The organism is Ruegeria sp., assembly GCF_965199275.1.
Lineage (GTDB): Bacteria > Pseudomonadota > Alphaproteobacteria > Rhodobacterales > Rhodobacteraceae > Ruegeria.
Window position 1 is genome coordinate 20,804 of record NZ_CBDAQX010000033.1, and the last position, 12,487, is coordinate 33,290.

Below are 12,487 nucleotides of genomic sequence, written 5' to 3' on the forward strand. Positions count from 1 at the left end.
CATGAATGGTTTTGCCTTCTAAACTAATTCAACTATCCGGCGTTATACCATATCGGTGACGTGTAAGCACGGTCTTGGACTTCTGCTGGGACAACTTCAGGCAACGGGATATCGTAGAAAGCTGCGTCAATAGTCGTCCAACGTGGCTTTGGAATTTCGATCACTCTCACGTAGTAAAACGCATTGTTGTCCGGATCAAAATCTGGGTCTTGCCAATACGCGGCGAGTTCCACGGAGCCGATTGAGTTGCTGTATGTCGCGTTTTCAATGTCTACCGTCGAGCCCACTGGTTCGCTGGCGCGACCATCCTCTCCAATTTCTCGTCCATCGGAGACGGCCACGTCAAAAATCTGCTCATGAGTTTCGCCACTTTCATCAATCCAGCCTTTGATGATTTGGACACGGTCGAGGTTCGCGCCATCCGGATCGCGCAGCGCACGGATCAGGAAGCCGGGAGATACCCCATCAGGCGCGTTCTTCAAGTCACCGCCCATTGGCACGCCGTTCTGATATCCATTGGACACAAAATCCGAGGCGTACAGATCGTCGGCATCGAAACCCCAGCCGCCAAAGACGCGGACCCGCATTCTCGGCCCGGTTGTCGCGTAGGCTTCCTTGCGCTTGATCGCACCGTGGACTTCTTCGCGCGTGTTTTCACGTGCCCATACAGCCGTTAGACCCGCAGCCGACTCTTGGGCCGTAATGATACGCAATGCCGGATCTTCGGCAGGGATTACATCGAAGTTGTGACGGTTCGCCGAAGGCTCTGTGTGCTGGTACTTACCAAAGTAGTTATCCTCCCGCGTGGTCGGGAGCGCGGTGTGCGTGTCCGTCGTACCGTAGAAGCCGAACTTGAACGGGTTAACGCCTGTGTCTCGCTGAACCTCAAGTCCAACCTTCAAAGCGGAGCGCCCATATTCATAGCGAAGCATTTCAGGTTTCTTAGCAACGGTTCCAGAGATATTCGCAACGTCCCAGGTTTCGAAATCCGCGAACTCATCATCGGGTGACAAGTAGGGGTGTGTCTCCTCGTCACCCTTGATCTGGGTTACTTCGTGCATAGGCTCCCAACGAATGCGCTTGGCAGCGTATTCCGCGTCCATAGGTGAACCGTCAAACTTTGTAGGTGCGAACATTGTACCGTTGGAAATGTTTCCGTTATGCGGAACAGAAACGGCGCTTCCGCCGGTCTCTTCTTCATAGGCGGCCAGATAATCCCACAACGGTTCGGGGTCTTCGCTTTCAAAGAAGGTAAACGGACGAGTGCGACTGGTCTTGTCGGCGCCATCCTCAAAGATCACGACACGGTGAAGGTTGTCGCCTCGTGGCGTCGACGTCCACTCGTACCCTGCCAGCGAGGTGAAAACACCGGGTTCGTAGTAATCGTCTACGGTTTCCACGATCTGTTGCCAGAGGTCGCCGTCCAAACCCAAGCCAGCCGTCGGGTCCCTGCCCTCGATTGATGCAATTTCGATAATATCGGCAAACGCCTCCATCCGACCTTCCTGCCCGGAATTGAACCTTTCATAGGTCAAGCGGCCCCAGTCATCGGCCAATAGTCGAGGGTCTGACGCGCGAATAGCGGTGGCAAGCCCCAACATTTCTGCGTGTTCGGTGATGGCGAGGAAATCGAGGGGCCTAATGAGTTGAACAGGCTGCCCGGTGTTTGAGGTTACTCTCTCCCCTCGCGCCACGTGAAAGGCGTCATGGATGTTCAACGAAGTCCCAACAAGCCCGGCGTCGAACGAGATTTCCGTGTGGAAGTGAAGATCACCGAAGAGAACCTGATCGGGATAAGATCGGTCAACAAAAGGGGAGTAGGTTTGCTCAGGGACCACCTCATCCGGGGGTACTTCGCCTTCGAAACCAACTGCCTGCGTCCCCAGTGAAAGCGCTAAAGCGGTTGTAGCATGCAACAAAAACTTGGATTCAAATCGAGTTCTCATGACTGCCCCCCAGACAGAAAACTAAAGCCGCAGTGTATGAAGAAATATGCAAAAAATCAAATATACGGGTGGGAGACGTGCGCGCTCCGGGATCCGCGCTTGGGGGTGGTGATCTTGCACATCAGTTGACACGGCTGCGCGAGGTCAGAGCTGGGGATCAGTGACCTTCTCTATACTCACAATTCAAGATTAAGCGGTTGATCTTCCAAGAATTCGCGGGCTCGAAATTCGTCGCGCCCGCTGATTGGTAACGCATCTTTTTATGCGAATGGAATTGAGTGTTACAGTGCGTTTACAACACCTGCATCGTTCAGCACGGGTGCCGCAAGAAAGTTAGGGGAACGTGAAGTGATTGAATTTTATAGATCCATTTGGAGAACAACGGGACAGCGTCAGGTAGTCAACATCCTGCTGTCGCTGGCTATTGCTGCTCTGGCGGCGTTTCCTCTGAACTATCAAAAGGAAATCGTGAACGGTCTGACCGAAAAGAACATAAGCCCCACAGGATTGCTGTGGCTCGGCGTTGCAATGGGTGGAGTGATCATCCTGAGCCTCGCGCTGAAATGGGTGCTGGGTTACCTATCGAGCGTTCTGGGCGAAGACATGATCCGCAAACTGCGCAAGCGCATTTGCAACCTGTCGCGCGAAACCCCCGCAGGCGCCGAGAAAGTTGCCTATGGTGCCAAGGCCACAATGGTGTCGGCCGAAGCTGAACAAGTAGGAAAGTTCTCTGGTAGCGCTCTATCTGAACCAATCGTACAGGCCGGAACCCTAGTTGTGATTGTCGGGTATATTGCGGCCAATCAACCCTCTCTGGGACTGATTGCAATTGGTATGATTATCCCTCAGGTTTTTATTGTTCTTCTCGTCCAGATGCGCGTGAATTCCCTTGTGTCAGACAGGGTTCACACATTGCGCAAAGCCACCAACTGGCTTGTTGACCCTGATCGCTCGGCCGCGGAGATCAATCCTAAATTTGACGAGATCTACTATACCCGCTCTCGGATTTTCGTCTGGAAGCTGTCTTCGAAATTTGTACTCAGCGCCATTAACGGCGCCGGGACAGTGGGGGTTCTTGTCGTGGGTGGTTGGCAGGTCTTGGAGGCTAACACGGATGTCGGTACGGTCGTCGCAGCCACCGTAGGTTTGACGCGTCTCCAGGGCCCGACCCGGCAGCTGATAGCCTTTTATCGACAGGTCAGTGCAACAGCTGCGAAATTTGAACTGCTGCGGCAAGCAGGCGTAGATATGGCTGACGCAGCCAATTGAACTTTACCCGGCTCGATTGCCGACCTGTTGTTTCAAGAGGATAAAGCAATGACCAATGAGGCCGGTTTTGTCTTTGTGTTGATCGTCGTCACTGGTGTGCTGATGGCAAGCAATCGGGTTCGCTATGACTTTGTCGCCTTGATAGTGGTCATCGCACTTGCCTTGAGCGGCACGCTGACAATCGGGGAAAGCCTCTCGGGCTTCGGAAACAGCGTGGTTATCCTTGTGGCGTGCCTACTGGTGCTGGGGGAAATGCTGGACAGAACCGGTGTGGCACGCGCGGTTGGTGACGCAATCATGCGCTACGGTGGCAGCCGGGAGACTAGTCTTCTGATCCTGATAATGGTTAGCACCGCCCTTTTGGGAAGCGTCATGAGTTCGACGGCAGTTGTCGCTATTTTTATTCCAATCATTCTTCGAATTTCCCAACAGACCGGAAACGACAAGGCGCGGCTTCTGATGCCGATGTCTTATGCCGCTTTGATCAGCGGCATGCTGACGCTAATCGCTACACCGCCAAACTTGGTCGTAAGCGATGAACTGGTTGCTCAGGGCTATCAGCCTTTGGGTCTGTTTTCCTTTTTCCTGATCGGCGCACTCGTTCTTTTGGTTTCCGTTGTTTTCATCCTTTTTTGGGGCCGGCATCGTCTTCGGTCAGCCTCGGAAGCCCAGGAAGAGGACTTGACGACGACCGGGACAACCCTTGCCGGGATGTGGCAGTCTTTTGATCTCCATAAGTGTCAATCGGCATTGAATAATGACCCCCCATCGGCGTCCAAATTTGACCCCCCTTGGAGCTAAGAGGGGCGTTGAGGGGGTCGTGTTTAGGTTGATTCAGGAGGGGGTGGACAGCAGGTCAAACCGAAAAGAGAGCGTAGCTCGACTGAAGGTTTGACCTGCTGTCTGTTTTGAATTTATTCCCCGATTTCGAGGTTAGTCGCGGTGGTTAATTCGCCAGCTTTCGTTCCCGGTTTCGATGATATCGCAATGGTGTGTCAGTCGATCCAGGAGAGCAGTGGTCATTTTGGCATCTGTGAACACACTCGGCCATTCAGCAAATGCGAGGTTGGTTGTTAGCAGAATAGACGTTCGCTCGTACAGTTTGCTGATGAGATGGAAGAGTAATCGTCCACCAGACTCTGCGAACGGCAGATAACCGAGTTCGTCTATAATCACGAGGTCGACGCGGATCAGCTGCTCGCTGAGCCGCCCGGCGTTGCCTTCGCGATGTTCAGCCTCCAGCTTGTTCGCGAGATCCACAGCGCTGAAGAACCTGACCCGCCGGCGGTTATTGACCGCGTGGCCCCCGATCGCTGTTGCGAGATGCGTTTTGCCCGATCCGGTTCCACCGACCAGCACGCCATTCCTGGCCTGGTCCATAAAATCGCCGTCATGAAGATTGCGCACGACTTCCTCGTTGACGGGGCTGACCGTGAAGTCGAACTCAGGTAAGGACTTGCAGACCGGGAACTTTGCGGCACCCATCTGATACCGGATCGAGCGCGCAGTCTTTTCGGCCAGTTCGGCCGTGAGGAGTTCGGCCACGACCTGTTGGGGCCGCCAGTTGTTTTTGGCTGCGGCCTGCATCACTTCGTCAAAGCAGTTGACGATGCCTGGCAACTTCAGTTGACGGGCAAGTTCGAGAATTTCCTTACGCAGTTGCATGGGAGCCTCCAAGCCTGTCATAGCGAGCGCAATCCGCGATCGGTGCCATTTTCAGCTGCAGGTGGGCAGGCGGCTCAATCGCCTTTGGCGGCGGGGGATTGGTGCGCCGAGAGACAATGTTCAGGATCGCATCGGCCTTGCGCAGGCCAGATTTTAGAGCTTCTTCGCAGGCAGCCTCGACCACATCAATGTCGTGCTGGTAAGCAGCGAAAAGAATATCGGCAAGTTGCCGGTCTCCGTCGGATGTGCCCCGCAGATGGGTCCAGATCTGCGTCATTGCCGGTGGTAGGTCCCAGTCACGGAACGGTGCTCCATTGCGCAGAGCGCCAGGCTTGCGCTTGAGGACGGGCACATAGTGCCAAGGGTTGAAGATCGTTTTTCCTCGGCCGAAGCACCGTTCGTGCTCTCCGACAATCTCACCGTCTTGGCGCAGGACAATCCGCGTGGCGTAGACCTGCAACTGGACCTGACGTCCAACAGCTCTTGCCTCAACGCTGTATTTGTTTCTTTCGAAGTTGATCAGGCAGGTTCGGCTCACGGCGACCGTCTTTTCACGGAACCCGACGAAGGGCTTCTGCAGATGCGTCAGCAGCGGCTTTTCCTGCTGGAACTCCTCCCAGACCGTCACCTCCAGGTTTTCCGGATGCCGCAGTTCTTTTGCGCGTTTGATCGCGTCTTTTTGCAGCCGGGCATTCAATTCATCGAAGTCGGCCACCTCCAGACGCGGTGTAAAACTATAGGCGCGGCTCTCCTTGACCAGATTCTCAACCTGACCCTTCTCCCAACCGGCCGCGCGCGTACAGGCGATCGGGTTCACCAGATGATGAGAACACATCCGGGAGAATGCCTTGTTGAACTTTCTTTCCTTGCCCGACAGGATCGCATCGACGGCGGTCGTCATGTTATCGTAGATCCCGTTGATGCAGCCTCCACCAAAGAATTTGAAGGCCTCGTCGTGGGCATCAAAGACCATCTCCTGCGTCTCGCGCGGATAGGCAATGGAGAATGGCATGCGGCTATGGCAAAGTTTGAAATGGGCAACCTTCACGGTCGTGAGTGCACCGTCCATCAAAACCGTCTCCACACTCCAGTCGAACTGGTACGCCTCCCCAGGATCAAAGATCAGCGGGATGAACGCCTGCGCCTGTTGTCGGCCGTGCGCAATGCGCCAATTCTTTGTGTAGCGTCGAACACTGTCATACCCGCCGCCAAAACCATCATCGGAGAGTTCCTTCCAGATTTTGGTCATCCGCTTGCGGTGTTTCTTCGGAAGCGCCTCGTTCTCCTCAAGCGTTTCATCCAGACGCGCGCGCCAAGGCCCGAGCACCGGGTATGGCTGCGATTTGCGCTCATATTTGAACTCCGTCACTCCCGATCGGATTATCTTTCGAACCGTTGCACGGCTCAAATTGAGCGAACGGCAAATTTCCTTGATGCTCTTTTTTTCGATCAGGTGTAAGCGACGCACTTTTCTAATAGTTTCCACGCAAATCATCCCGCTTGCCTCTCCATCGACTGCTCAATGAAAAGGATGTCTACAACCATAGGGAGGGGTCAAATTTGGACGCCGATTTCCCCGCTTAGGGGGTCAAAATTGCACGCTTTTCTACACCTTGCAGCTTTTCCAGAATAACGCGCTTCGGTCGTCGGGTTGAATTCGTTAGAAAGCGAACCGGAAGTCCTGTTTCGCGAATGGTTGAAACCGCCTCCGCAGCACCCGCAAGTGGCTTGTCGCCCTGATACAGAACTCCTGCGATATCAAAGAGAACGCCTTTGCTCACACCTTCCTCACAAACTACGAAAAACTCTTTCTTTCGGGTCAATTTGCCCAAGTGATGGTTCGCTCTTGACGCCCACTTAGCCATCACATAGGAAGGCGAAACACTGAGCGGGTATAGCTTAATGGTAAAGCCCCTGCCTTCCAAGCAGGCTATGTCGGTTCGATTCCGTCTACCCGCTCCAACTCAGCCCTACATCTCTGCGTCAAATGGCCCGGTCCTTTAGGCATTTTGCGCGCGGCTTCTTGACCCTGCGGGCCAGTATCGCCAAGAAACAGCAACTCCGCATTGAAGAAACAAGGGCCGCACATGGCGAGACAGACAGCCAGCACGACGACCGCGTCCGCGCCGGGCGCTAGCGAAGAAAGAGCAGGCTCGAAAAAGCTGGGCGTGCTGGCGTCGCTTTGGCCTTTCATGAAGCCGTATCGCCTGCTGATGCTGGGGGCGACATTGGCGCTGGTCCTGACGGCTGGCATGACGCTGACCTTGCCCTTGGCCGTACGTCGCGTGGTGGACAACTTCCGCATTCAGGACGGAGAACTGCTGGATTGGTATTTCCTGGCCGCGCTCGGCATTGCCGGTATTCTGGCCGTGGGCACAGGCATCCGCTACGCGCTGGTCACCCGGTTGAGAGAGCGCGTCGTCGCCGATATTCGCAAGGCCGTCTTTGACCGTGTGATCGGCATGAGCCCCGAGTTCTACGAACGCATCATGACAGGAGAGGTCCTCAGCCGGATCACCACCGACACGACGCTGATTCAATCGGTGATCGGGTCATCTGTCTCGATTGCACTGCGCAACCTGCTGATGTTTGTCGGAGGGTTGGTTCTGATGCTGCTGACCTCAGCCAAGCTGACAGCGTTGGTTCTGCTGCTGATCCCCGTTGTTGTGGTGCCAATTCTGGTGCTGGGCCGCAGGCTCCGAGCCATCAGCCGCGAGAATCAGGACTGGATCGCGGCCTCATCGGGCAACGCGGGCGAAGCGCTGGGGGCGGTACAGACCGTGCAGGCCTTTACCCACGAACGCGCAAGCCGCCAGCAGTTCGGCGACATGACTGAGACCTCGTATGTCGTCTCGCTGCGGCGTATCCAGACGCGGGCCATTCTGACGGTCATCGTGATCTTTTTGGTCTTCTCAGGCATCGTTGGGGTGCTGTGGATGGGGGCCAATGACGTGCGAAATGGGGTTATGACCGAAGGGGTTCTGATCCAGTTCGTCATCTACTCGGTCATCATGGCAGGCTCTGTCGCTGCCCTGTCCGAGATCTGGAGCGAGCTTCAGCGTGCTGCAGGGGCCACTGAACGGTTGGTTGAGCTGTTGAATGCCGAAGACACGGTGATCGACCCGTCCCAAGCAAAACCGTTGCCGCAACCGGTGCGCGGAGAGATCAAGTTCGAAGAGGTCACCTTCCGCTATCCTGCGCGGCCCGATGTGGTGGCGCTGGACAAGCTCAGCCTGCAGGTTAATCCCGGCGAGACGGTTGCCTTCGTTGGCCCCTCGGGCGCGGGAAAAACAACGGTGGTTCAGTTGCTTCAGCGGTTCTACGACCCGAACTCGGGGCGCGTGATGCTGGATGGGATGGACCTGCAAAACCTGAACCGGGCAGATTTCCGCCAGCATATGGCGCTGGTCCCGCAGGATCCGGTTATTTTTGCCGCCTCTGCTCGTGATAATATACGCTTTGGCCGTCTGGATGCCTCAGACGCCGAGGTCGAGGCCGCCGCGCGTGCTGCTGCCGCGCATGACTTCATCGCGGCACTGCCCGAAGGCTACGACAGTTTCGTTGGCGAACGGGGAGTGATGCTGTCCGGAGGGCAGAAACAGCGGATCGCTATTGCACGCGCCATTTTGCGGGATGCGCCTGTTCTGTTGCTGGACGAGGCGACCTCGGCGCTGGATGCGGAAAGCGAACGGGCCGTGCAGGGGGCGGTTGATCAGATGCGCGCCGGGCGCACGACCTTGATCGTGGCGCACCGGCTGGCAACCGTGAAGAAGGCAGACCGCATTGTGGTGCTGGAGGCCGGTCGCATCGTCGCCCAAGGCACGCATGACGATCTGGTGGCGCAAGGGGGTCTTTACGCCCGATTGGCCCGTCTTCAGTTCACTGACGGCGTCGCCGCGGAATAAAGTGACGCTCCGGCAATCACCGTTTCGCCGTAGCGTCATTCTACATTTTCAACTTTTCCCTCGCTAAGCCCTTGCTTGCGCCGCCAAGGTTGTGATCCCATCTGAGGTAAGATCACTCCGCGTGTGGCGCGCGGGAGAATAAAACACGGGGAGGAGCCACATGGCCTTTGTTGGCAAGGAAGACAAAGCGCGTATTGAACAGGAAATGGCATGGGAGGACCGCGACCTGCCGGTGACGTTCCACCAGCTGCTATCGCGCACCGCAGAGAAATTTCCAAACCACAACGCGGTCAGTTTTCAGCTGTTTTCAGGTCCGAATGACAAGGCCGAGACGCTGACATGGTCCAACCTTCTAGGGCAGGTCAATCAGGCGGCCAACCTGTTTCGCTCGCTCGGGATCGGCGAAAACGACGTGGTGGCCTATATCCTGCCAAATTGTAACGAGACGCTGGTGACCCTGATGGGCGGTGCCGTGGCCGGTATCGTAAACCCGATCAACCCGCTGCTCGAGCCGGAACAGATCGCCGCCATTCTGCGCGAGACTGGCGCTAAGGTTGTCGTCACGCTCAAGTCCTTCCCGAAAACGGATGTGGCGCAGAAGGTGGAAGAGGCCGTGCGCCATGCGCCCAAGGTCAACACCATTCTCGAGATTGACCTGAACCGCTATCTGACACCGCCGAAATCCTGGATCGTCCCGTTCCTGCGCCCAAAAATGGGCGACAAGGCAAAGCTCGCGCATGCGGACTATAAGAACTTCAATCAGGAATTGGCCAAACAGCCCACGACACTGAACTTCGCAGACAGCACCGAGGACCGGGTGGCCTGCTACTTCCACACGGGCGGCACGACCGGCATGCCGAAGGTGGCGCAGCACAAATACTCGGGCCTGATCTACAATGGCTGGCTGGGCAATACGCTGTTGTTTGACGAAAACGACGTCATCATGTGCCCGCTGCCGATGTTCCACGTCTTTGCCGTGCATGTGATCTGGATGGCGGCCGTGTCCTCGGGCGCGCATGTGATCTTCCCGACACCTCAGGGATATCGCGGCGATGGCGTGTTCGACAATTTCTGGAAGCTGATCGAACGTTGGAAGGTCAGTTTCATCATCACCGTGCCCACGGCGATCTCGGCCAAGATGCAACGACCCGTGGATGCTGATATTTCCTCGGTGAAAACGGCGTTCTCCGGCTCAGCCCCGCTGCCGGTGGAACTGTTCCGGCGGTTCGAAGAGACAACAGGCGTGACCATCGTCGAAGGCTACGGCCTGACCGAGGCCACCTGCCTTGTCTCGTGCAACCCGGTGGATGGTGAGAAAAAGATCGGCTCGATCGGGATTCCCTTCCCCTACACCGATGTCAAAATCCTGCAGGACGGCCCGGACGGCCCCAAGGAATGCGCGGTGGATGAGATTGGCGAAATCTGCGTTTCTAACCCCGGTGTCTTTGCAGGCAATACCTATACCGAGACCGACAAGAACGAGAACCTGTACCACTACGACAAGTATCTGCGCACAGGCGATTTGGGTCGCTTTGATGAGGATGGATATCTCTGGATCACCGGTCGTGCGAAAGACCTGATCATTCGTGGCGGCCACAATATTGACCCTGCCGAGATCGAAGAGGCCCTGCTGGGGCATGAGGCCGTGGCCTTCGCAGGTGCCATTGGTCAGCCCGACGCCCATTCCGGTGAGGTGCCTTGCGCATTCGTAGAACTGGTGGAGGGAGCTTCGGTGACCGAAGAGGTTTTGATGGAGTTCTGTAAGGTCCATGTTCATGAGCGCGCGGCTCAGCCCAAGCACATGACAATTCTGACCGAATTGCCCAAGACTGCCGTTGGTAAGGTGTTCAAACCTGATCTGCGCAAGCACGCGATCACCCGGATCTACAATGGCGCGCTTGAGCAAGCTGGCGTTGATGCCCGTGTCGTCTCGGTCATCGACGACAAGAAGCGTGGCCTTGTCGCGCAGCTTGACGCGAACGGCACATCCGAGGACGATGTCAGCAAAGTGCTGGGCGCGTACACCCGGCCGTGGGAGTGGGCAGCCTAACCGGGAGGGAACATGGATTATGAACGTCTGATTGATGAGGAAACTTGGGCGTTCATAAGACGCACGGCGGAAAGCTATCCTGACGATGCCGTGGATCTGTCAATCGAAGACCAGCGCAAGGTCTATGACGCGATGTGTCAGGACTTTCGTCAGCCACGGCCCGAAGGGGTAGAGGTGCAGGACCTGTCTGCCAATGCCGTGCCGGTCCGCCTTTATACCGCAGGGCAACCGACACGAACCGTCGTCTATTTCCATGGCGGCGGTTTCGTCGTTGGGGGGCTGGATAGCCACGACGACGTTTGCGCCGAGATTTGCGCCCAGACCGGATATCGGATTGTCGCCGTCGACTACCGCCTGTGTCCCGAACATGTGCATCCGGCCCAGTTTCAGGATTGTTGGACTGCTACAAACTGGGCGGCGGACGAGTTCGGCGACCCGATGATCCTGGCTGGCGACAGTGCAGGGGGCAATCTGGCCGCATGTGTCGCTCATCACGCACGGGGGCGGCTAGAGAACATCTTGGGGCAGGTCCTGATCTACCCCGGGCTGGGCGGCGACACGTCCAAAGGTTCGTATATCGAACACGCGCATGCGCCGTTGCTGACGCTTGAGGATATTAAGTTCTACGAAACCGTCAGATGCGAAGGGCCAACTCCGAGCGGCGATCCAAGTTTTGCACCGCTTCGGGACACCGACTTCTCGAACTTGCCGCCGACTGTTGTCGTCACTGCGGATTGCGACCCTCTCAGGGACGATGGATCAGACTATTGCGCTGCAATCCAGGCTGCCGGAGGACGGGCCGAGTGGATCAACGAACCGGGCCTTGTCCACGGCTATCTGCGCGCCCGAACCTCGGTTAAGCGCGCTGCTGATAGTTTTGAACGGATTTCCATCGCCATTGAGGCGCTGGGGCAGGGGATCTGGTCCTACGACTAACCGATCTGGGTTCCAGGCTAGAACAGGAATGCCTGCCCAAGTTCAGGGCATTCCTGTCGCCGTATGTGGCAGCGAAGCGTTCTGATCAGCTCAGGAACGGTTTGGCCTTCATCGTGTCTGCCAGCGGCGCGCCCATACGGGTCAGGATGGTAGGAGCCAGCTGTAACTGGTCGATCACCGTATCGGCTTCGGGGCCTTCTGCATCGCCGAAATAATACAGTGCGGTTTCCTGTTGCAACGTGCTCCGCCCACCGTGGTGGCCGCGTTCGTCCTGCCCGTGATCTGCGGTGACGATGACCTCATAGCCCAGCTTGCGCCAGTTCGGAATAAAGGGGGCCAGCATCTCATCCATCACGAAGCAGGCGTGGTCCATTTCCTCGCAATCGTGGAAGAAGCGATGGCCCATGCTGTCCAAGGTGCAGGTGTGCAGGATGCCATAGTCCAAACCATGGCGCAGGCACAGGTTCGTCAGCGTGGCAAACAGATCGACGTCACAGGGCGTCATCTGGTTGGCCTTGCCATAGCCGGTCATGCTGTGGAACCGGCCATGGTTGATGGTTTGGCTCTCCGGCTCGTCATATTCTACGTCGCGCACATAGTCGAACGGATGACGGTTGAAGAATTGCGACCAATAGCTGTGCGTCACGGCTCCGGTCACGCCTCCGGCCTCGCGGACCTGGCCGAACACGTCCTTGTGGCTTAGGCGGAAGACATTG

The 12,487-nt window shown here is 56.7% G+C and carries 10 protein-coding genes and 1 tRNA gene; 6 read left to right on the forward strand and 5 right to left on the reverse strand.

The features are described from left to right. Positions 1-32: 32 nt before the first annotated feature. Positions 33-1,946 carry a DUF3604 domain-containing protein gene (locus tag ACOERD_RS28515; RefSeq protein WP_419741261.1) on the reverse strand — a complete coding sequence of 638 codons (1,914 nt, stop codon included), beginning with the start codon at positions 1,944-1,946 and terminating at the stop codon, positions 33-35. Positions 1,947-2,294: 348 nt separating this feature from the next. Here ACOERD_RS28515 and ACOERD_RS28520 point away from each other — a divergent pair, with 348 nt between their 5' ends. Together ACOERD_RS28520 and ACOERD_RS28525 are read left to right on the forward strand one after the other, a co-directional pair. Beyond that, the gene (locus ACOERD_RS28520) at positions 2,295-3,215 is read left to right on the forward strand and encodes an ABC transporter transmembrane domain-containing protein (RefSeq protein WP_419741262.1); all 921 of its coding nucleotides are present in this window, start codon (positions 2,295-2,297) and stop codon (positions 3,213-3,215) included. Positions 3,216-3,230: 15 nt separating this feature from the next. Then, complete coding sequence (locus ACOERD_RS28525; protein WP_419741268.1) at positions 3,231-4,016, forward strand: SLC13 family permease; 786 nt, start codon at positions 3,231-3,233, stop codon at positions 4,014-4,016. A 132-nt stretch (positions 4,017-4,148) separates the two neighbouring features. On the opposite strand, the gene istB is transcribed toward ACOERD_RS28525, so the two are convergent. The 3 genes from istB to ACOERD_RS28540 form a co-directional block, all read right to left on the reverse strand. After that, positions 4,149-4,880, reverse strand: coding sequence for an IS21-like element helper ATPase IstB (istB, locus tag ACOERD_RS28530; RefSeq protein WP_419737606.1), 732 nt, complete (start codon positions 4,878-4,880; stop codon positions 4,149-4,151). After that, complete coding sequence (gene istA, locus ACOERD_RS28535) at positions 4,867-6,375, reverse strand: IS21 family transposase (protein WP_419737605.1); 1,509 nt, start codon at positions 6,373-6,375, stop codon at positions 4,867-4,869. Before istA ends, istB begins: the two co-directional genes overlap by 14 nt. An 85-nt stretch (positions 6,376-6,460) precedes the next feature. Continuing rightward, positions 6,461-6,712 (reverse strand): hypothetical protein, encoded by a 252-nt coding sequence (locus tag ACOERD_RS28540; RefSeq protein ID WP_419741263.1) that lies wholly within the window; start codon positions 6,710-6,712, stop codon positions 6,461-6,463. A gap of 56 nt (positions 6,713-6,768) precedes the next feature. On the opposite strand from ACOERD_RS28540, the gene ACOERD_RS28545 reads away from it, so the two are divergent. From ACOERD_RS28545 to ACOERD_RS28560, 4 genes are all read left to right on the forward strand, one after another. Then, positions 6,769-6,842 (forward strand) — tRNA-Gly (locus tag ACOERD_RS28545). Positions 6,843-6,967: 125 nt separating this feature from the next. Beyond that, positions 6,968-8,785: an ABC transporter transmembrane domain-containing protein gene (locus ACOERD_RS28550; protein WP_419741264.1), complete on the forward strand. Its 1,818-nt coding sequence runs from the start codon at positions 6,968-6,970 to the stop codon at positions 8,783-8,785. A gap of 160 nt (positions 8,786-8,945) precedes the next feature. After that, positions 8,946-10,835, forward strand: coding sequence for an acyl-CoA synthetase (locus ACOERD_RS28555; protein ID WP_419741265.1), 1,890 nt, complete (start codon positions 8,946-8,948; stop codon positions 10,833-10,835). A gap of 12 nt (positions 10,836-10,847) precedes the next feature. Then, positions 10,848-11,771 (forward strand): alpha/beta hydrolase, encoded by a 924-nt coding sequence (locus tag ACOERD_RS28560; protein ID WP_419741266.1) that lies wholly within the window; start codon positions 10,848-10,850, stop codon positions 11,769-11,771. An 85-nt stretch (positions 11,772-11,856) separates the two neighbouring features. Here ACOERD_RS28560 and ACOERD_RS28565 read toward each other — a convergent pair. Then, the coding region (locus ACOERD_RS28565) for an alkaline phosphatase family protein (RefSeq protein ID WP_419741267.1) at positions 11,857-12,487 on the reverse strand (631 nt) is incomplete at its 5' end.